The 20,680-nt window shown below is 56.6% G+C and carries 18 protein-coding genes and 2 tRNA genes; 9 read left to right on the top strand and 11 right to left on the bottom strand.

Going from position 1 to position 20,680, the window contains the following annotated elements; all coding sequences use genetic code 11:
- Nucleotides 1-63: 63 nt before the first annotated feature.
- Both G438_RS0106400 and G438_RS0106395 read right to left on the bottom strand, forming a co-directional pair.
- Entirely contained in the window at nucleotides 64-732 is a 669-nt protein-coding gene (locus G438_RS0106400) for a potassium channel family protein (protein ID WP_026460607.1), read from the bottom strand.
- A 55-nt stretch (nucleotides 733-787) separates the two neighbouring features.
- Complete coding sequence (locus tag G438_RS0106395) at nucleotides 788-2,212, bottom strand: TrkH family potassium uptake protein (protein ID WP_051259374.1); 1,425 nt, start codon at nucleotides 2,210-2,212, stop codon at nucleotides 788-790.
- Nucleotides 2,213-2,461: 249 nt separating this feature from the next.
- Between G438_RS0106395 and G438_RS0106390 the strand changes: the two genes are divergently transcribed.
- From G438_RS0106390 to G438_RS11190, 3 genes are all read left to right on the top strand, one after another.
- The gene (locus G438_RS0106390; protein WP_026460605.1) at nucleotides 2,462-2,680 is read left to right on the top strand and encodes a helix-turn-helix domain-containing protein; all 219 of its coding nucleotides are present in this window, start codon (nucleotides 2,462-2,464) and stop codon (nucleotides 2,678-2,680) included.
- Nucleotides 2,681-2,719: 39 nt separating this feature from the next.
- Nucleotides 2,720-2,818 carry a 30S ribosomal protein bS22 gene (locus G438_RS12250; RefSeq protein ID WP_003792170.1) on the top strand — a complete coding sequence of 33 codons (99 nt, stop codon included), beginning with the start codon at nucleotides 2,720-2,722 and terminating at the stop codon, nucleotides 2,816-2,818.
- A gap of 325 nt (nucleotides 2,819-3,143) precedes the next feature.
- A complete protein-coding gene (locus tag G438_RS11190) occupies nucleotides 3,144-5,624 on the top strand; it encodes an ATP-binding cassette domain-containing protein (RefSeq protein WP_084403172.1) in 2,481 nt (826 codons plus the stop codon).
- 23 nt (nucleotides 5,625-5,647) lie between these two features.
- On the opposite strand, the gene G438_RS11185 is transcribed toward G438_RS11190, so the two are convergent.
- On the bottom strand, nucleotides 5,648-6,499 hold the full coding sequence (locus G438_RS11185) for a cutinase family protein (protein WP_051259373.1): 852 nt from the start codon (nucleotides 6,497-6,499) through the stop codon (nucleotides 5,648-5,650).
- Between the two features lie 307 nt (nucleotides 6,500-6,806).
- On the opposite strand from G438_RS11185, the gene G438_RS0106370 reads away from it, so the two are divergent.
- Complete coding sequence (locus G438_RS0106370; protein ID WP_034285505.1) at nucleotides 6,807-8,009, top strand: carboxylate--amine ligase; 1,203 nt, start codon at nucleotides 6,807-6,809, stop codon at nucleotides 8,007-8,009.
- 208 nt (nucleotides 8,010-8,217) lie between these two features.
- On the opposite strand, the gene G438_RS0106365 is transcribed toward G438_RS0106370, so the two are convergent.
- A tRNA-Pro gene (locus G438_RS0106365) sits at nucleotides 8,218-8,294 on the bottom strand.
- Nucleotides 8,295-8,421: 127 nt separating this feature from the next.
- On the opposite strand from G438_RS0106365, the gene G438_RS0106360 reads away from it, so the two are divergent.
- Nucleotides 8,422-8,495, top strand: a tRNA-Gly gene (locus tag G438_RS0106360).
- A 302-nt stretch (nucleotides 8,496-8,797) separates the two neighbouring features.
- Here the strand turns inward: G438_RS0106360 and G438_RS0106355 are convergent.
- From G438_RS0106355 to G438_RS12005, 7 genes are all read right to left on the bottom strand, one after another.
- Nucleotides 8,798-9,283, bottom strand: coding sequence for a hypothetical protein (locus G438_RS0106355; protein WP_026460603.1), 486 nt, complete (start codon nucleotides 9,281-9,283; stop codon nucleotides 8,798-8,800).
- A 2-nt stretch (nucleotides 9,284-9,285) separates the two neighbouring features.
- Nucleotides 9,286-11,865: a DEAD/DEAH box helicase family protein gene (locus G438_RS0106350; RefSeq protein ID WP_026460602.1), complete on the bottom strand. Its 2,580-nt coding sequence runs from the start codon at nucleotides 11,863-11,865 to the stop codon at nucleotides 9,286-9,288.
- Entirely contained in the window at nucleotides 11,865-13,493 is a 1,629-nt protein-coding gene (locus tag G438_RS0106345; RefSeq protein WP_026460601.1) for an Eco57I restriction-modification methylase domain-containing protein, read from the bottom strand. The genes G438_RS0106350 and G438_RS0106345 overlap by 1 nt, the downstream gene beginning before the upstream one ends.
- The gene (locus G438_RS0106340; RefSeq protein WP_026460600.1) at nucleotides 13,490-14,140 is read right to left on the bottom strand and encodes a DNA methyltransferase family protein; all 651 of its coding nucleotides are present in this window, start codon (nucleotides 14,138-14,140) and stop codon (nucleotides 13,490-13,492) included. Before G438_RS0106340 ends, G438_RS0106345 begins: the two co-directional genes overlap by 4 nt.
- 178 nt (nucleotides 14,141-14,318) lie before the next feature.
- A complete protein-coding gene (locus G438_RS0106330) occupies nucleotides 14,319-16,208 on the bottom strand; it encodes an AAA family ATPase (RefSeq protein ID WP_026460599.1) in 1,890 nt (629 codons plus the stop codon).
- Nucleotides 16,205-16,657, bottom strand: a complete 453-nt coding sequence (locus G438_RS12735) for an ABC-three component system middle component 2 (protein ID WP_338054387.1) — start codon at nucleotides 16,655-16,657, stop codon at nucleotides 16,205-16,207. Before G438_RS12735 ends, G438_RS0106330 begins: the two co-directional genes overlap by 4 nt.
- Nucleotides 16,647-17,753 carry an ABC-three component system protein gene (locus G438_RS12005; RefSeq protein ID WP_026460597.1) on the bottom strand — a complete coding sequence of 369 codons (1,107 nt, stop codon included), beginning with the start codon at nucleotides 17,751-17,753 and terminating at the stop codon, nucleotides 16,647-16,649. Before G438_RS12005 ends, G438_RS12735 begins: the two co-directional genes overlap by 11 nt.
- A 398-nt stretch (nucleotides 17,754-18,151) precedes the next feature.
- On the opposite strand from G438_RS12005, the gene G438_RS0106315 reads away from it, so the two are divergent.
- The 4 genes from G438_RS0106315 (at nucleotide 18,152) to G438_RS0106300 (ending at nucleotide 20,673) form a co-directional block, all read left to right on the top strand.
- Nucleotides 18,152-18,760 carry a sigma-70 family RNA polymerase sigma factor gene (locus G438_RS0106315; RefSeq protein ID WP_026460596.1) on the top strand — a complete coding sequence of 203 codons (609 nt, stop codon included), beginning with the start codon at nucleotides 18,152-18,154 and terminating at the stop codon, nucleotides 18,758-18,760.
- 86 nt (nucleotides 18,761-18,846) lie between these two features.
- Nucleotides 18,847-19,143 (top strand): hypothetical protein, encoded by a 297-nt coding sequence (locus tag G438_RS11170; protein WP_034285496.1) that lies wholly within the window; start codon nucleotides 18,847-18,849, stop codon nucleotides 19,141-19,143.
- On the top strand, nucleotides 19,140-19,544 hold the full coding sequence (locus tag G438_RS0106305) for a hypothetical protein (RefSeq protein WP_051259372.1): 405 nt from the start codon (nucleotides 19,140-19,142) through the stop codon (nucleotides 19,542-19,544). Before G438_RS11170 ends, G438_RS0106305 begins: the two co-directional genes overlap by 4 nt.
- Entirely contained in the window at nucleotides 19,537-20,673 is a 1,137-nt protein-coding gene (locus G438_RS0106300) for a DUF2800 domain-containing protein (RefSeq protein ID WP_026460594.1), read from the top strand. The genes G438_RS0106305 and G438_RS0106300 overlap by 8 nt, the downstream gene beginning before the upstream one ends.
- The last annotated feature ends 7 nt before the right edge of the window (nucleotides 20,674-20,680 follow it).

The following is a 20,680-nucleotide window of genomic DNA, read 5'->3' as shown; positions in this document are numbered from 1 at the left end:
TATGGGCGGTGCGCGAAATACTCCCGTGGTGAATGATTGCGTGTTATGCCGCGGGCCTCATCACTATGGGCGGTGCGCGAAATACTCCAATAGTTGAGAATCTCCCGAAACGATGATGACATCTTCGGCCTCGATACGCGTCTGCGCTGTGGCATATTCGAAAGGTTCACCTGGGCGCAACAAACCAAGCACATTGACACCGTAACGCCCGCGCAGATCGAGCTCCTCTAAGGTAAACCCTTGGACTTCCCGCGGCGGGCGCAGCTTCATAATGGCGAAGCCATTCTTTTCCATTTCGATGTAGTCCATCATGCGTCCGCCAACGAGGTGAGCAGTACGTTGACCAGCATCAAATTCTGGGTACACCACATGATGTGCCCCGATGCGACGCAAAATACGGCCATGTTCGCGGCTTGTGGCCTTGGCCCAAATATTCTTCATACCAAGGTCAACGAGGTTAGCGGTGATCAGCACTGATGCTTCCAAAGATGTCCCAATGCCAACCACAGCACTGTGGAAATCCTTGGCCCCAAGCTGCTCCAAGGCCTCGATTGACGAGGCGTCAGCCTCCACCAGCGGGAAACGGCCCGTGAACTGTCGGACCAGTTTCGGATCTTTCTCAACGGCTAATATTTCGTAGCCGAGTTTTTCTAAGGTGACGGCCACCGCCGAGCCGAAACGACCCAAACCAACGACCAGGGTGCCTGATGCTAAGGCTCTTTCCTCTGCCATAGATGTATTGTCCCACCTTCTTACCGGTGATGATGACCACCTGCGCCCAGAGCGATCAACCGACGATTGGTCGCTCCTCAGGGAGGCGGATCATGCGGGTACGTTCGCGCAGCGCAAGGGCGGCAGCAACGGTTATTGACCCGGTGCGTCCAGCGAACATCAGTAACGCCAAAACGTATTTTGCTCCTGTGGGCAGCGTGGGCGTGATTCCTGTCGACAACCCCACGGTAGCAAAGGCGGAAATTGCTTCAAAAAGTATGACGTCAAGGGTGTAATTCGTCATTGCCAGCAGTACGATGACGGCACCTGCCACCAGGGCGACACCCATAAGGGTTACCGCAACGGCAAGGCGGACAACGGAGATGGGGATACGCCGACCGAAACTTTCAATGTCGCGATCACCGCGCGCCTCGGCAAGTACCGCAAGCACAAGGACAGCAAAGGTAGTGACCTTAATTCCACCCGCCGTTGAAGCCGAACCGCCACCAATCATCATCAGGATGTCTTGCATGAAATGCGTGTGGGGACGCATTACCGAAATGTCGAGGGCGGACAGGCCGGATGAGCGCGTATTGACACCAGCCAGCAAAATATTGAGCGTTTTCCCTGAGGTGTCGAGCTGACCAAGAGTTTCAGGGTTTGTCCATTCTGTTAAGGCCATCATGATGGCGCCAACAAAGACAAGGATGGCATAGACCGACAAAGTGAGTTTGGTGTGGAGACCCCATTTGCGTGGTGTGCGCCACCGCGTAGATACGTCACGAATGACGGGGAAACCGACCGCTCCGATGACGGTGCCCAAAATAATGGGGAACAACATCCACCAGTCCGAAACGAATGGCGCAAGACCGCCCACGTGGATGACGAAGCCAGCGTTATTAAAGACTGAAATGGCCATGAATGCGGCCTGCCAAGCGGCCTCGCCGGTGGACATGGTGCCCAGGGTGAGGAAGCGGGGAAAAAACAAAGAAAAGAGGATGGCTTCAGCAGCCAACGAGGTGACAATAACAGCAGTGAGTAGCCCGCCGAGTTTACTCATATCCTGCTGTTTTGTTTCAGCAGCGGCCAGGAGTCGTTGAGTCAGACCCAGGTGGCGTGACACGGCCACACCAAGTATTGAGGCAAGGGTCATCACACCCAGGCCGCCCACCATAATGCCCAGGGCAATCACCGCCTGCCCGAAGAAAGTCCACTGTGTTGCCGTGTCGACCGTGGTCAGGCCCGTGACACATACAGCGGAAACGGCCGTGAAGACGATGTCGACGAATGAGGGATTCTGCTCACCTGTGGAGGCGATAGGAAGGCTCAAAAGGGCGGTGACTGAGGAAATAATGAGAGCGAAAACGGTAACGGTCAGCCGTGCCGGTGAGGTGCGTGCTTGGCGTGCCACCCATTCGCGGATTGGCGAGGCGTGGGTCTCGTGGACATGAGAGGGCACAGTCCGGCGGGTGGCTCGGCCCCGCTGTGCGTTACGAGTCATGGTGCCTCGACAAGATGGTGGCGGTTTGGGACAACGTGCCAATAGTAGGCCCGTTGATTGCCCAAAGGGGAGTCAATGTTAGGGATGGAACGTTTCGACCGACAAACTGCGTGAAATATCAACGTGACATGAGAGAATCCTGTGAATGGAGTTGCTAATGTGACGACCATTTTGGGTATCATTAATGCGGAGGTCACTCAAGGTACAGACACAAGATCTGTACGCCTCGTCTCACACTGGGAGTCGTGAATGGAAAACCGGTCTGCCCCCCGTTTTATGACGGTATCCGAGGTGGCCGATATGATGCGTGTCTCCCGAATGACGGTTTACCGCCTCATACACAGCGGCGAACTGCCAGCGATCCGTGTGGGCAAGAGTTTCCGTGTGCCCGAAGTTGCGGTCAATCAAATGCTTCAAGCGGGTCTGCCCGAACAATTCGATGAGAGATCATTAGGTTTGGGCGGGTAACATACAACAGTCACATTCGATTATTTAAGGAGGAACCCTATGGGCTCCGTGATCAAGAAGCGCCGCAAGCGCATGGCGAAGAAGAAGCACCGCAAGTTGCTCCGCAAGACCCGTCACCAGCGTCGCAACAAGAAATAAGCGCGAAGAAGGCCCGGCAATAGCCGGGCCTTCGCTGTACTATCACTCAAAATTGAACGACACCCCACGACGAGTTTGCCACCGTGAAACGCTGCATCAACAGCTTGCTGCTCTAAGGCCTCGCTGAGGCGCGTATGCGACCGGCGCCTTCATAGTCCGCATGAAGATCTGCTGGATGTCTCGGTTCGCCACCGCTCAAGCCAGACTTCCTGGCACACCGAATAAAGGCTGGCACGGCAATATGCCAGACCCGCGCAATAAACGACCTGAGCCATCTCACGGACGCCTGCGGGAGGTTTCAGCGTCGCTGTGGTTCACTTATCCAATGACTTCTGCACCCGATGCCCTTTCTGCGCAGCCTACGCGTCGCCTCGACAATACCGACCAGCGCAACTTTGACGTGATTCGCGTGAGAGGCGCACGCGAAAACAACCTGCGCGATGTCGACGTCGACATCCCCAAACGTGCGCTCACCGTATTTACGGGCGTGTCTGGTTCAGGGAAATCATCCTTGGTCTTTGACACCATTGCAGCAGAGTCGCAACGACTACTCAACGAAACCCATTCGGCCTTCGTCCAAGGTTTCCTGCGCACACCGCCGCGACCTGACACCGACCTCCTTGAGGGCGTAACCGCAGCCATTACGGTCAGTCAAGACCCCATGGGAGCCAATCCGCGTTCCACCGTGGGCACCGCCACCGACATTGACGCTATGCTTCGCGTGCTGTACTCCCGCCTCGCACAGCCCCACGCGGGCGGCCCCCAGGCCTACTCTTTTAACGTGCCGACTGTCAGTGGTGCGGGCGCAGTTAAAGTAGAAAAAGGAGGCCGGACACTCGCCCAAAAACGCACATTCACACAGGTAGGCGGTATGTGTCCACAGTGCGAAGGACGCGGAGCCATTTCAGACCTCGACATGGATGCTGTCGTCGACATGTCACTGTCCCTGGAGCAAGGTGCGATCCTCGTCCCCGGATACAAAGTGGGGGGCTGGGCAGTCCGTCAATTTTCCGAGGCGGGATTCTTCCCCGGCGATCAACCCATCGCGTCCTTCAATAAACGCCAACTGGAAACATTCCTTTACGGTGAACCAGTCAAAGTGGAAATATCCGGCATCAATATGACCTATGAAGGTCTTATTCCGCGCATCCGTAAATCCATCCTGTCCAAGGATATTGAGGCGCTCCAACCGCACCTGCGCGCATTTGTTGAGCGTGCCGCAGCATTTGCCACCTGCCCTGACTGCAAGGGCACGCGCCTTGCCCAGCATGCCCGCGCCTCGTTCATCAACGGCAAATCCATCGCTGACCTGTCACAAATGGAAGTGGCCGACCTGGCGGTATGGATCAGCAGCCTTGACGCGCCCGAGGCCGCTCCACTTCTGCGCTCAATTGGCGACGCACTCACGGCCATGGTGGGGGTAGGGCTGGGATACCTTGCCCTCAATCGCGCCACAGGCACCCTGTCTGGCGGCGAGGCGCAACGCATCCGCATGGTGCGCCATCTTGGTTCCGCCCTGTCAGATATCACCTATGTTTTTGACGAACCGACAACTGGTCTTCATCCGCACGACGTGGCCCGAATCAATCAACTCCTTCTGAATCTGCGCGATAAAGGCAATACAGTCCTTGTGGTTGAACATGACCCAGAAACGATTGTGCTGGCCGACCACGTCGTTGATATGGGGCCTGGTGCAGGGTCAGGCGGCGGCATGGTGGTCTATGAGGGCAGCGTCGACGGCCTGAGGACAGCTGATACGCCAACCGGCAGACACCTGGCCGATCAAGCGACCCTTAAACCGCAGGACGCTCAGCGTTTAGCAACTGGCCACCTTGAGATACGAGGGGCTTCAACGAATAACCTGAAGAACGTCGATATTGACATTCCTCTAGGTGTTCTCTGTGCGGTCACCGGTGTCGCAGGGTCAGGTAAATCGTCATTAATCCCAGGGTCACTGCCGAAAAAGAGTGGGGCACTGGTGGTTGATCAAAGCCCAATTAAAGGTTCGTCACGTTCTAATCCGGCAACGTGGACCGGCATGCTGGAACCTGTACGTAAAGCCTTCGCGAAAGCCAATGGTGTGAAACCAGCGCTTTTCAGCGCCAACTCTGAAGGTGCGTGCCCTAACTGTAATGGAGCGGGCGTTATCCGTACCGAACTGGGCTTTATGGAGACCGTGTCAACACCATGTGAAGTATGCGAAGGACGTCGTTTTGACGATTCGGTCCTTGAATATCGGCTTGGTGATCTCAATATTGCTCAGGTTCTTGCGTTATCGGCCGAGCAAGCGGCGCAGTATTTTGCGCGCTCGGACGTTAAAGTGCCCGCAGCACGCAAAATCTGTGAAGCGATGTGCGCTGTTGGATTGGGCTACCTTGGGCTTGGCCAGCCTCTGACCACACTGTCGGGCGGTGAGCGTCAACGTCTCAAGCTGGCGGCACATATGATGGATGAAGCAGCCACGATCCTTGTTCTTGATGAGCCGACGACGGGCCTGCACATGCAGGATGTTGAAATGCTGTTGGCACTGCTTGACCGTTTGGTTGATTCCGGTAAATCAGTGATCGTTGTCGAACATAACCTTGCTGTGATGGCACATGCAGACTGGATTATCGACATTGGGCCGGGCGCTGGCTCTGGTGGTGGTCAAGTGGTATTTGCGGGCTCTCCTGCTGATTTGATTGCCCAGACGCGTCAGCATCAGTCGGCCACAAGTTCCTCATCCACAAGTTCCTCATCACAGTCTGGAGAGCTCGCATCGGGTGTGTCGGTGACGGGCCTACACCTTGCCCAGCACATCGGATAGTTCAGCGGATCGACGCGGAGGATTTACGCGCCTGCAGGCACGTAGGCGCGGATCTTTTCAATGACGAATGATGCCAGCTGATGAGCGGTGCCGTCCGTGTAGTAGCTCAGGTGAGGCTCAATGTCGCCACCTTTTTGACAGACAAAATCCTGGGCTGCACACACGTCAACAATGCGTGAGGCATAGGGCTCAAGTGCGCTCGCATCCTCAGGTGCGAATTCACCGTTGAGTGCTGGGTCGTAGGTTCCGGCATTGTAGGGTGCAGTGCCGATGAAACGTGGGTTGCCGACAAGTCCGATTGCAGCGATACGTGCTGCAGCATGGTCTAAAACCGTTGTTCCACTGTCGGGGTACTGTCGAAGCGACGGGGAACTCAGAGCGTCACTGACCACTAACGCCCCCTGAGAAAATCCCAGTAATACTGTGTGCTGACCGGGACAATCAGTGGCCTGTGAGTTGAGCATTGTGACGAGTCCGTCAACGCCTGCCGGTGTGGAGGTTTCAAATTGCCAGTCGGCAGGATATTCCAGTTGTGTCACCTGAATATGCTGTGGTGCGAAGGCTTGGATTTCTTGCGCTGCCGGGTTGAGTAAACCTGAGTCAAGCGTTTCGTCGGTGCCGCGAGCAATGATGACGCGGATGGTTTTGTCAGCCTCGCACGGCGTAAGGGGGATTGCTGGATGCGGGGTGGGGGTCGCCTCGTCAATCTGATTACTGGGTGCGGATGAGGAACTTTCCGAGGCGGGGGAGGACCCGGCAGGTGAGCTATCCGGAGCACTCGCTGGCGTGCAGCCACTCAAGACCAGGGCCAGTGCAGCCGACAAGGCAGTCACATATGTGGCACCAGTGATGAACTTCGGTGTGGAATATTTCATGGTCTGCCGTGCCTCCCGATGGTCACTTATGGGTGTCTTAGGACCAACGTTAGCGTGGAGTGGGCGCGCGACCAATGCGAAGAAAGGTCGGTACGGCAGAATCCTTCGGTCATTCACGTGGGTATTTCTGAGTAATCGTTGCAAGGTGGAAGGTGGCAGACCACCTTGGTAGGGGAGGGTATGCCGGTCATATTCCTCGTGGAAGCGCGAAGAACCGCCAGTATCAATTCTGCGTCAGTGCCCACTATTGCCCCGTCGTGCAGTGGCAAGATTGGGACAGGCTTCAAATAAAGGGAGGGGCTTGGGCATGAACGTCGCAGCGAAAGCAGTCATACTTCCAGCAACCTACTACAACGTTCTTGGTGCCATTCGTGGTCTTGCTCGCGCCGGTATCACTGTGGTGGGGATGCATCACAGTGCTGACGACAATTATGCGTTTGCCTCCCGCTACCTGAGCGAATCCCACGTGATTCCCAATATGAAGACCGAACCTGAGGCGGCTCTGCAGGCTCTGGTTGACTACGGTGTACGCCAGGACGTCAAGCCGGTGCTGATACTTGCTCAAGACACTGCGGTCATCTTCGCTGACCGATACCAGGACATATTGCGGCGGCACTATCATTTGTCTCTGCCAGAGCAGCAGGGGATTGCTCAAACCATTGTTGAAAAAGACACACTGTACCCACTGGCTGAAAAACACGGTGTGCGGGTGCCTACAACGGTGCTGTTGGACGACCCTCAGCTGCTGGAAAAGGCAAGGACCCGCCTGGGCTATCCGCTGATAGTTAAGCCAGCAGAATCCATTCCATTTGTCGCGAAGTTCCGCAAGAAAGTCATTATTTGCCGCGACGAGGCCGAGCTGCGTGACGCCAAAAACCTCCTTGACGCCAATGACTTCGTTGGGTTCGCCCAGGAAATGGTGCCTGGTGACGATGAACATATGCTGCTCTATGACGCTTACGTGCAACAAGACGGCACCATTGAGCATATTTTTACCGGCCAGAAACTCCGACAGTGGCCCATCAATTTCGGAGCCTCGTGTTTGATGAGGCAAAAATACCAGGCGGATCTAGTTGAGGTGGGCACACAATTTTTCCGTGACATCGGGTGGCGAGGTTTTGCCGAGATCGAGTTTAAGCGACACGCTGAAACAGGTGAGTTGTACCTGATCGAAATCAATGCGCGCATCACCAATTTTGATGCGGTGATTTGTGCCAGCGGTTTCAGTCCAGCGTTGCTAACCTACCAGGACGTCACCGGACAGACTTTGACGCCGCGCAGTCGCATTATCACCGAAGACACTGGCTTGGCCTTTGAGTTTCTTCACGAGAGCCGTGCAGCTCAGCGCGCCTATATCGCAGCCGGTGATTGGAAAGCCTCACACGTGAAGGCGCAACGTCGTGCGTTGTCGGTTGTACATGCCATATGGGATGCCTCCGACCCGAAACCGTATTTTGTTTATAGCCTTGGCCTGATTCGCAACAGATTGCAGCGTCTGCTCAAACGCTAAGAGTCCTTGTGGCGTCCTTTCAACCGCTCAGAGTTCTTGTGGCGTCCTTGTGGCGCGGTGCTATCGAATTGGACAGAGGACAACTGTGTCAGTATCGCACCGGATCTGAGGAAATGTCAGCAACCAGGAAATGCCTGATGCCGAAAGAGCGCCGGAAAGAAGAAAACCGCTGGAAACTAGAAAACCGCTGGGAACCAGCGGTTTTTGTTGGTCGGGGTGACAGGATTTGAACCTGCGACATCTTGCTCCCAAAGCAAGCGCGCTACCAAGCTGCGCCACACCCCGTGGCCGCCTCAGCGGACTCGAACTATCATAATGCTTTTTGTTCACATCGCGTAATCGAGTCCTTCCTTCGTTTCGCATTCCACAGATAAACACGCTAGTATTACCACTTGTCGGCATCGCTGACGCTGCGGATGTAGCTCAATGGTAGAGCCTCTGCCTTCCAAGCAGATGGTGCGGGTTCGATTCCCGTCATCCGCTCCAAAAGGACGTCACTCTGGATACAAGGATTTCCGGCCCGGCCGGGAAGTGTCCGGAGTGGCGTTTTCGCTGTTCTGATGCGGTTTTAGGGGTGGTGCGGTCGGGCGCGTGGAGCTGTGGAGCGGCTCCCAGTGTGGGTTGATCGGAGCCTCGAAGGGGTACCTCAGGGGCTCAGCTGGTGCGTCGAGGCAGGAAGCGTCAAAAAGTGCGGCCTAGCGTCAAAAGGTTCAGCCCTGCGTCAAAAAGTATGGGGCTTGCGTCAAAAAGTATCGAGCAAGCGTCAAAAGGTATGGGGCTCAGGCGAACTAGGGAACGCTGCGTCGTGTTTCGTGAATCTCATCCTCACCTTTGAAGCGCCACTCAATAATCAGGGTCTCTACCGTCAAACCCCATACACCGAGGATGGTCAGCGCGTACTGATCTCCATAATCCAGCGGATGAGGAAGCGATGAGTAACGCACGAATTGCGCGGCTTCATCCGGGAGTGCTGAGATCGCCACCAACTCAATCGCGCGGCCGGACTGATTGGTGAATGCCCATTTGTGCTTGTCCAGATGCACCAATTCGCTCAGAGGAGCGGGGGCTTCTCGTTCTGCTAGTTCAAGTGCCTGCGCGCTGATGAGGTTCGCCTTGTCAGCATGCTGATTCGATTGCTCTGCGAGCGTGTTGGCGCGTTCAGCGATTTGGTTTGCTTCTGCTGAGCGCCTATTGGCTCGGTGTGACTCGAAAGCAGCCCAGATGGCAATGATGAGCGCGCCGGCGGACAGGACGATGGAAATAACGCTACTCACACTCATTCTGCTTTCAGGGTGATGACGGTGTCGTAGAGGCCGACTTGGCGCAGGTCTTCACGGCGTTTTTGTTCCGCATGGGAGGCGTAGCCGACGTAGGACAGGGAGGCGTCCTCGTAGCGGCGGAATGCAAAGACCGCTTGGTTCATGTGGATGGAGTTGAAGACTCCCAGGTTCACCAGGAGGTTGAAGTCCTCTACGGACAGGCCGGTGACCCGCTTGAACAGGTCTGGTTCGATCTTGGTGATGACGTCGTAGAGCGTGTTCTCCCTGAAGTCGGTGAGGTACATGAAGGCGGGGATCCGGGTGGCGAACTTGATGAGCTTTTCCTGGATCTGCTTGCGCTTGGACTTGTATTCCTTCTCCTCTGCGGAGAGTTCCTTCTTTTCCTTCTTGGTTAGTGAGTCGCCCTTTTCCTTCTTGGTCTTAGATACCGCCTCGCTCTTGTTCACCACGGTCTCGAAGATGTCAGCACCCAGGGCACGGAAGCCTTCGATATTGAGGATGGCTTCCATGGCGCGCTCGTCGTTCATGATCTTCTTGAGCGTCATGTTGTCGACGTTGACCAGGATCGCGGACTCCCACTTCTTCGCCAGTAGGGTGGCTGAGGTGCCAGACATGGCGATATCGAGCACCTCGCCCGCGTCGATCTCTTTCATTGTGGCACCGTCGTAGGCCAGCACTGGCAGGTAGTTGACGAGCTCGGCGACGGCATGTTCGGGGCTCTTCGCCTCAGGATGTAGCCCTGTGCCGTAGTCGGCGATTTGGCGCAGAGCGCGCGTGGGTGCGAAGTCGAAAACGAAGCCGACAGGCTTGAGGATCTCCTCCCGGTTCGGGTCATCCCCGTCAGGGTTCTTGATGGCCCACGGGGACTGCACCCGGAAAGCGGCCTGGAAGTAGGACTCCGGGCTGGTGAGGTTGCGCAACATCAGGATTGATGACCATTGCTTGACGGTCACCCCGGTTGTCAGCTTGCCGCACGAAAGCGTGATGGTCTTGGTGTCGTGCCCGTCCCCGATTGCCTCACGCACGGGCGGCAGTGCCTCAACCCCAACCCCAGCGCCCGCACCAGCGGCGACGATCACCCGGTACTGGTGCCAGAACGTGTTGTGCCGGGCAGCGAGCAGGTTCGCCATGGCCTGGCAGGCAGCGACGTTCGGCAGGTACCAGAACGAATGCTGGAGGTACGGGAGCAGGCGGGCATCCGCGTACGGGAAGGGTGGGCGGCCACCGGCTTTGAGCATGTCCATCTGCGTGGGCGCGTGCTCGCCACGGATGAGGTCCAGCCACTTCTGTACGTCTGACTCGTGGACGAACCGCGCTTGCTCGCTGCTACCTGTGGCTTCGAAGAAGGTGTTGAGATCGAACTCATCGAACTCACCCTGGTGGGCGATAGCGACCAAATCATCGGGCATCCGGTAGGTCAGCAGACGCATCTCCGGTAGTGCGGCATACGGGTTCCACTCACCGGGATGCTCACGCGCCCATTCGCGTTTGGCAAGCTGTTCGTCGGTGTAGGTCCAGTTGAAGATCTGTTCCTCGATGAACTCGCCCGTGGCTAGGGCCTTGAAGGGTGTACCCGAGAGGTAGAGGTAGGAGCGTGTCGTGATGGGAAGAAAGTCTTCTTCATCGCTCCCCAGCTCGTCGAGCTCTTCATCGAACGCGACAAGCCCCTCGTGGTACTCAGCCTTGAGTTCCTTGGCTGCTTCCTTCTCATCCTCACCTTCGAAGAGGGCTTTGGCGTTTTCCCTCCAGGCTCCGAAGTGGTACTCGTCGAAGACCACCAGGTCCCAGTTGACGGTGTGAATCCACTCGTTCTTCGACTTGATCAGGCCGGTCTTCTTGTCCCGTCCGAGGAGGTCCTGGAAGGAGCCGAAGTAAACCAGAGGCTGATCTGCTTTGACTTCGCTACCCTCATTGAGAGTTTTCGCGCTCAGGTACTGCCAGCCTTCAAAGTCCACATGGCTTGCCAGGTCTTCACGCCAGGCGTCTTGGACGGCAGGTTTGAAGGTCACGACCAGCAAGCGTTTGGCACCCATGCGTTTGGCGAGCTGGTAGGTGGTGAAGGTCTTGCCGAAGCGCATCTTCGCGTTCCACAAGAAACGCGGGACCGCACCCGGATCTTCTTCCCAGATGGAGTTGTAATAGGCGAGGGTTTGCTCCACGGCACGGGCTTGCTCGGGGCGCATCGCGAAGGTCTGGTAGCGCTCGCCCGTGTACTCCACCCCGGTGCGGAGCTCCGCGATAGCCGTGAGCACATCAGCAGGCTTGCAACGCACCCACTCCGTCGCAGACCCAAAATGCGGGTTCTCAAAACCCTTCGCCTTCAGGCGTTGGATAACGTCCTTGTCCCGGAAGAGAGTGCCGTCCTCACGCTCAGCAATGATGTCTGCGTGCAGAGTGAACTCCTGCTGCATCTGCCCCTGTGACTGGCGGATCCGCTCACGCACATCCTCCTTCGTCGTCTGCCCGACCTTGATCAGGCCCTCATAACCTGCCGGAGGACTCTTTGGCGACCATGCATAAATCCGCAGTCGCGCCGAGGGCTTGGATGGAAGCAGCTCGTCATCTCGCCGAGTCATTACTCTTCCCCGATTGGTTTAATAGTCTGCTCGATCAGTTCTATCTCATCCGCCGAGAGGTTAAATCTCTCATACAAGTCTCGATCATCCCAACGTTGTGACAAATCGACTTGTGGGACCATTATGAATGATGCTCTTGAAATGTTCTGAGTAATGAGAATTGCTGAAACTAAATACCTGAAAAACCTAGTTCTCATATATTCGGCAGCATTGTGCGCTTCGTTTTCTGAAGAGAATGGGCCGATAATCAAATAACTTTCAGTGGACACTGAACCAGGAGGCATTACCTCGATCCTAGATAAAACTCTCTTTCGGCCTGATTTGTCGGTCTGGCCAGCATGCTCGCTTGAGCTCTTTGATAGCAGAACCCGCCATGTATCGATTAGGGCATGCCCCTTTGGAACATCAGCGCGATTAATTCTTGCATCACCCGAAGAGCTGAAAAGGTACAGATCGCCATCGACAGAACCTGTGAAGGAAGAGTCAATACCAAACGGACGCCTTGCCGAGACGATTTCGCTGAAGGTTCCAAATTTTTGCTTATCGACTTTTCTAATGATGCGTAGTGTTCGATTGTCGCGAACGAATGACTCGTATTCATCGAGGCGACGGTATTCAACAAATTCATGCCCGTTGGTGATCGTTGTGACTTTGCACATTTGTGCAGGTAACCTTCCTCTGAGAAAGTAGCAAACGCCTCCTGCAATATCTACACCATCAAAGACATCACGTGAGTTTGGGTAGTCCACTAAATCAGTCAGATGATCGTCAGTGAGCATTGCCTTCCGGAAAGCACTTAACCCCTTTCCACCAGTGAACCAACGTGATGGAATAATCATTGTGATTAATTCTGGATCAAGGTTCTTAGCCTGCTCAATGAATCGGTGGTAAATAGGCACCGCACTCGAGCCCGATCCCCCTCCATCGGAGAGCTGGTAAGGCGGGTTTCCGACGATAAGGTCGAAGTGCATGTTCGCTCCAAATATTTCGTTGATCCGTTCGTAAATATTGTTTGTGTGTATGAAGGCGTAAGCGTGGGTCTCGAGTTCCTCCCCGCGCCCGTAGTCTTCTTCCCCTGCCCCGCAGTACGAGCAGCGCCGGCCGGTGCGGACAAAGATTTCCTCGCCGGAGAGTGGGTCAACGCGGCTCTCGCGCGTGCCGGTTTTGTCATCCCAGGTGTGTTCGGTGCGTTCGAACCAAATGTTGCCTTCTGGGGTGTCGAAGGCAGTGCAGATAGAGTGCTCACTGTTGGCGTACTTCGAGCAGTACACACTGCGGCGGGCCATGAGAGCGGTGAGCTCAGTGATAGCGATCCCGAAGATCTGCTTGGTGAGGATGTGGTTGACTCGCTCCTGAGGATCTGGGATCAGGGAGGCCAGTCCATCGTTGAATCGGTGAGTCGCCTCCCGCAAAAATACCCCGGTTTTTACGAACGGATCTAGCACCCGGGCGTTCGGGTTCGCCCACAGGTTCTCCCCATTGTGGTCACGCGCCCAGGCTTCGGCGGCGAGGTCAAGCATGGCTGCCGCCATCTCCGGAGGTGTGAACACCTCATCGTTCGAGAGGTTCGCGATGCAGGTGAGCACGTCCGGGTTGTGCTTGTTCAACAGGAGGTTCGGCACGCTCATGCTGGCTGCGCTCCTCTTTCGGCAATCTCGGCCACAGTCATTGGGGGGAATGAAGTGTCGGGGGTGAAGATTTCGGCCTTGTCCATGGAGCCGAACAAGGTGTCCTCCCCAAAAGCCGCACGCTTTGTCAGGTCCTGATACTGGAAGTCTCGTCGCTGGAACTTTCCCGCCCCGAGGTAGCCCCACTCGGCGAAGGTCAGGGGCTCGCCGTTGGGGATCGTCATGGTCAGAGCATCGGCCTGAACGATGTTGATTGCCAGAACTGTATGAGCCGCCGCCGCCCACGTGGCGTCTGGATCCTCGCCGATGAAGTCCGTGAAGATTGCGAGGAGGTTGGCGCGGCAGATCTCAGCGTTGTCGGCAAGAAGCTCGATGCCGTAGGTACTCATGAGGGCTAGGAGTGCGTAGTGGCGGCGCTCGAAGTCGTTCTTGCCGTAGCGGGCGTGGACGGTTGCGAGCTTGCGGCGCAGGATCTCTTGGAGGAAGGCGCCCTCGCCGCAGGCCGGTTCCAGGACTCGGGCGTCGATACGCTCCGACTCGTCCTTGACCAGGTCAAGCATGTCGCCCACCATCCACTCCGGTGTGAAGACCTCGCCGTGGTCGGCCACGCGCTGCTTCGACTTGACCAGTTGCGCCTGTTCGCTCACATCTCCTCCTCGCCTGCTCCAGCGTGGAGCATCGCGGCTGCCTTGTTTGTCTCAGCTCGATGCTCGAAGCGGCCGCGAGGAGACATGCCATCTTCCATTATCGGTTCTCTGCACTCTCAGAGGGGTGAGGCGACACCGTGTATGTGGCAGATTTTCGGGGTTCCTACGCAAGATTTGGCTACTCGAAGAGAACTCCCTGCCCTTCTGATTGCGAGTCGAGTTCATCAGCGTTTTCTTCTCGCAGGTCACGTAGGAGGCCCGGCCGGTGTGCTTCAGGCCCGTTGCCGAAGATGAGCTCTGTGGAGTCGTCGTAGTCGAAGTTGGTGGTTGGAGTGACATCTGTGTTATTCAGGACGATGATTTGGCCGTATTGACCAGCGTCGCGCATGTAGTCGAACAGGTTCCGTAGAAGGCCGGTGCGCGGGCGTCCTGTACTTTCGTCTCTGCTGGTGACGAGCTGGTCACCTTTGCCTTGATGCTCGAGCCCGAGGGTCGGGGTGTCTAAGACGATAAGTGATGGCTGATGGATCGCGTTCTCAGCGATGTACTTGTGCAAGGCCAGGAGCATCACAGTATTGAGGAACGCTCGCATGCCCTTCCCGTGGGAGCGCTTACGTTTGCCCCGGATTCGGATGTCGAAGTCCTTTTCGTTGAATCTCGCGAGTTCGGCGTCCTCGAAATGCAGTTCTCCCAGGATCGTTTGAAGGTTGCGCGTCATCGCATCGTAGAACTGCTTCGGAAATTCCTTGGCTGGTTCGAATGGATGTGGTGGTTCCTGTGGATCTGGAACATCGCCGAGTGCCTCGGTCAGGATTCTGTGCCGATCCTCCAGGAATTGAATCCTCCTAACGACGTCACGTTGATCTTCGAGAGCATCGATCGCCTGTCGGATTTTGCTTAGCTCAGGCAGGAGAATGCCTGAAAGCCGCGCTTCAATAGAACGCTGTTCATCTTCCAAATGTGCGATAGCTTCCGCTAGTGCTGCAATCTCATCAGATGCGTTCCTTCGTACCTCTGCTAAGTCGTGGAGGTTATGCGCGGTGGTGACGGCCTCGTTATGAGCAGCGATCGAATAGTCGACCGAATGGTGGCTACTCATTGGCGCGTTGCAATATGGGCACGCTTCTGGTTGATCGAGCTTGCTGAGCTTGTTTTCCGCATCTGCTATCGCATTGAGCCGCTCAATGTTGCCCAGGTATATCGTGGCTAGTTCTTCGTATTGTCGAAGCTCAAACTCCTTTTGTGTCCGTTCCTTTGTCGCTTCAGACAGTTCGTGGGCGTTGTCTTTGAGTTTCTGACGATAGTGATTGTTTTCCTCCGAGAGCTCGTTGAAGCGGTTTAAGAGCTCTTCTAGCTGAGCTTCGAGCTTGTCAACGTCTGTGGGAGCTGATTCATAGAGCTTCTGTATTTCCGCAAGTACATCGTCGATCATTCTGTTGATATGCGGACGGAGAATTCCCGCCTTCGTTTTGACTACTGCGGGATCGGGATGTTCAGTGACCAAAGAAAGGTCCCGGTCGAAAACCAAGGTTAGGAAGGCTGACAGCGTTGAGCACTTGTCGGTGGAAAAGATGGATTCTTCGGAGGTGATACGTGATTCGGATCGGTGAAGCACGTCGGCAAAGTTCCGCCAGGTCAATATCTGGTGCGTGCCGTACTTGTTGGTTATGACCGTTCTTCGCTCTTTTACGCCAAGGATCGCTAGGAGCAGGTCTGAGACGGTGTAGGATTTCGGGTCACGTTCGGTGGGTATGACTGGGTAGGTTCCCGTCGGCACACCGAAGCCGGGGGCACTTACGGTCATCTGGGAGGAGTCGATGTCTCGCGTCAGGTGAACTGTGCCCTCACCGGTTTCCAAAACCATCGTGATCTGGTCATATCCAATGGACTTGGAAAAAGGTGCGGTACCTCCCGCAAGCATGTACTTGATAGATTTCGCCAGGTAAGTCTTGCCGGTGTCGGATGGTCCGTGGACGATGTTGAAGCCGGGCTTGAACTCGACGGTCGACGTGCCGACAAGGTCGCCGGAGAAGGAAATCCTGCGGATCCAAAATCCTTGAGTGCTCACTGAATACCTCCTTCGGTCAGCGGATATCTCCCATCTAACATGGCTAAAACATCATTGATGGCGTGTGAATCGACGAATGCGAGCGTTGAGGTAAGCATCGTCTTGTAATCGCGCACGTACTGACTGTCCAAGTTGTCCACGAAACGTCGTCCTTGCTCCGTGGCCGTGTAGCAGATTGTTCCACCTTGAGCGTCAGGCACGATTAGTCCACGGGTGACAGCAAATGGGATCGCGCGTTGGATGAGAGACATTCTGCTGGCGAGGCTTGCGCGGATCATGGAGTGGCCGTGAAGATTGATTCCACGGCTTGAAAAATCTCCGCGGTTTGTTGTCAGCAGGTCAATCGCCGCCAACGCTCTTTCGCCTCTGGGAACGTTTGGGCGCTCTGCGAGTATCAGTACTATTCGAGTGGCGATCTCGAATGGGGAATTGAAAGGGCTAGTCGTCATCGCTCACCCACGCAATCCGATTGTCGTTGACCAGCATGTGCGTGATGCCGTGGCGATGTTTGGCGGTGAAAAGGCCAGACACGCTAGTCACGTGAGAACTTTGAAGTGGTGCTGAAACTGCTTTCTCCAAGGTTGCTTGCATCTTTTCGAAGGCATCTGAGTGGCTGCGGCGGACAGTTGGGTGAACTGCAAAATAGGTATCGTCTTTGATCTTTTCGAATTCCTCCACCCCGTCGACGGTATGGTCACGCATGATCATCCGAAGATGATCAGCATGAAAATATCCATCGCGAGCTTGGGTAACATCCCGAACGAATTCTTTGTAGCTGCCCTCAAGATCAGACCTCACACGTTCAATCTCGTCGAACGGAGCATGTCGCGGTCGCAAAGACTCCACGTCCAACTGGCTTACCGTACCGATCGCTAGGAGGACTTGACGCAGATAATTGCGCTCCATCCGATCTACAGTCTCCGGGATTGGTTTGCATGGAGGAAGCGGAATCTCAATGCTCCCAAGGAACAAAGATTCCCCGACGACCTTTATATCGTCTTTTCCTAAGCCGGAAAAAAGAACTTTAGTGCTCCCGATTGCAGATATGTCGTCCATGTTCGCTCCAACTAGCGAACCATCCCAGGGCTTGTTGTCGATCGAATTGTCACTCCCTTTTACCGGGATTCGCTCTAACCCTTGCTTCAACATGGTGGCAAGGAAATCTGACACGCCTTCCCGTTTTACCGCGTAGCCATTGGACCTAAGGATCGTGGCAATCTCCGAAGCACAATCGTTCAATCGCCAACACTTGTCGAGGGCATCAATCATGCTGGGGATGTCAAAATTGCGGTGCCAGAATCTTGCAAGTTCTCGCTGTATTTTTCTCTCGCCCACGATCCAACGCTGGCGAGCGGTGCGTTCCACCTTCAGGCGTTCGGCTTCTTCATACTGCTTTTTGTGCTTATAAGGGCCGTAGAGGAGATTATTGCCCGGCCCGCGCAACTTGGACGGCAAGGACATGTCAGAAATCGCCAAGAGCAGATCGCCATGCGAAATTGTCGGACAGTAGACGTCGAGCAGGTGAAAGAGGTCAGGCAGCTTCACGGTGGCCTCCTTCGATTCGTTCTGTACAAACGTGTACGCGTCTTGTGCATCCCGGTACGAAGTCACCCAACAGCGATCCGCGTTCTGCGGGACAGTTAAAGGGACGCCGCGACGAGACGTAACTAACACACTGATTTTACTGGTCCGTGACCACAGCTGTTAGCACTCACTGCGCGTCGTTTCGGAGATGAAGCGATCCCCGCCAGAAACCGCTGACTCCCCGCTAGCCCAGCTGTGATCGAGCCAGGGCTGTTTCCAATCCATCGGGAGACGCGTTCGAGACCAGTGGGCAGGTAGCTACCGACTACCTGCCCACATCTGTCTTAACGCACCATCCCAACGGAAACCACAACTGAATACTTCTCGAACGGGTCTCCCTCAACACGAGGGAGTATCCAATGGCAGGCAACGCCTCCACCCCACACAACTACATCACTGTCAAGCTCGCTTTCGAGGTCACGGTCGCCGCTGACGCGCGGCGAGCAACCCGCGATACCAGCTTCCGTATCAGCCCGTCCGAGGCCGATACCTGGATTGAGGGCGACTACCAGAACCGCCTGGCGCAGGCCGAGGATCCCGACACGGTTGAGCGTCGGTCTTTGAGTGAGATTCTCGAAGAGCTCAATGCCTCGGAGCGCAGCACGTCGCGGCGCTGGCGCACCCACACCGCCTTCCTCACGGTCGATGACAGTGACCCCAGTGATGAGGACATCGAGTCCGGCCAGGTCGGCCTGCGCGCCGCATCCGGGTACCGCAACGGCATCTACACCTCCACCACGCCAGACGATGCCACCGACTCGTGGTCGACCAGGTTGGCCGTGCGCCAAGCACTAGCCGCATTGTCTGAACGAGAGCGGCAGGTAGTAGTCGCCTCCCGTGTCTACGGCCTCTCCCAGCGAGACATCGCAGCCGTGCTGGGCGTGTCCCAGCCGATGGTGAAAAAGATCCAGGACCGCGCCGAGAAAAGACTCCGCGTACTGCTTTCGGACCCTGGGGTTATCAACTAGGGCCCTTTGCCGCCTTGAGGGTGGAAGGAGCATCAAGCCAATCCCGGCACCACCTTCCTTCCACCAAGTTTCTAAGGAGGAAGCTGATGACACACAAGACGGTGACAGTGAGTCTGTCGCGAGAACCTGACCCGGGCAAGGCCATCAACATCGGCCGGGTGGGTTTGCGAGAGCGGCTCTTGACCTGGTTGTTCGGCCCCATGCGGGACGTGACCGTTTTGGTCCCCGGCAGGGAGGTACGGGACGTGACGCTGCGCAGGGTCGATGAGGCCTCGTGCTGCGGGGCGGAATGTTCGGATGAGGAGCTGATGGCTCTGGCGGATGCGGTCAAGCGTCACCCGGCAGGCAGCAAGCTCAACCGCGCAGGTGGTGATGCCGCGTGAACCCGCAGCACCGCAACGCTCTGATCGCGGGCATCAACCGGGTGATGGAGGGCCTGGCCATGGTTGGACAGGCGCTCGAAGCCGACGGCTGGGAGGGCATCGAGGACGAGTACGCGCTGGCTGGTGCTAGGCCGGTTGCCGCCGCGCGACTCGAGGAGCCCGCTTTCCAGGCCGAGCTCGAAGAACGCGTAGCAGCCGAGGAATCCGCCAAGCCTGCCGAGCCGGTGCGTGAGTACACGCTCGAAGAAGTGCGAGCTTTCCTGGCGGAGCTGTCCCAGCAGGGCTACACCACCCGGGTGCGCCAGCTGATTCTGGACGCTGGTGCGAAGGCTCTCTCAGAGGTGGACCCGGGCAAGTTTGGCCAGATCATGGCTGGGGCTGAGGAGATCGCGAATGCCTGATAGCCACGCACTCTTGAGTGCTTCGAGTGCTCACCGGTGGCTGCACTGCCCGCCCTCCGCGCTCGCCACAGATGGCGTGGCAGATACGCCATCGGACGCTGCGTTGCAGGGCACGGCCGCGCATGCTCTGGCTGAGTACAAGCTGCTGCGGTTCCTCAAGCGCCGTGCGAAGCGCCCCACCTCGGAGTGGATTGATGAGGAGATGGAGGGCCACAGCGACGACTACGTCGCCTTCGTGGCCCAGCACCTCGAGTCTACTCGGGAGCACTGCGCGGACCCGCAAGTGTATGTCGAGCAGCGCCTGGACTACTCCCACCTCGCCCCGGGCGGCTTCGGGACCGGGGACTGCGTCATCGTCGCCGAGCCCACCTTGCAGGTCATTGACCTCAAATACGGGATGGGTGTCGAAGTCAGCCCCGTCGAGAACCCACAGCTCATGCTCTACGGGCTCGGCGCTCTGGCCGCGTTCGACGCGCTCTACAACATCGAGGAAGTCTCGCTGAGCATCTTCCAACCTCGTCGCGCCAACGTCGAGACCTGGACGATAAGCACCCAGGACCTGATCGCGTGGGGCGAGAACACGGTCAAGCCGATTGCTGACCTGGCTGCCCGCGGTGAGGGCGCGTATGCCGCTGGTTCGTGGTGTCAGTTTTGCCGGATCGCACCCACCTGCCGCCCTAGGGCCGAGTCGAATCTCGCACTCGCAAGGCACGAGTTCGCCCCACCCGCCGAGCTCAGCATTGCTGAGGTCGCGGATGTGCTGGCGAAAATCCCTGAGCTCAAAGCCTCGGCATCCGACATCGAAGCATGGGCCTTAGCTCAGGCCCAAGCCGGCACCCAGATCCCTGGGTTCAAGGTCGTCGCCGGCCGCTCCATCCGCAAATACACCGACGAGGCCGCGGTTGCTGAGGCCGCCAAGGCCGCGGGCTACACCGACATCTGGGACAAACGCCTGATCGGCATCACCGCCATGGAACGCCTCATGGGCAAGAAGACCTTCACCGAAACCCTCGGGGACCTGGTGGTCAAGCCCGAAGGCAAACCCACCCTCGTTCCCGAATCAGACAAGCGGCCAGCACTGCACCGAGTTAGTGCGGCCACCGATTTCACCAACAACACCATCGACTGACCAAGGA

The organism is Schaalia suimastitidis DSM 15538, from assembly GCF_000429105.1.
Taxonomy (GTDB): Bacteria; Actinomycetota; Actinomycetes; order Actinomycetales; family Actinomycetaceae; genus Pauljensenia; species Pauljensenia suimastitidis.
This window is presented reverse-complemented; position numbering and strand designations above follow the sequence as displayed.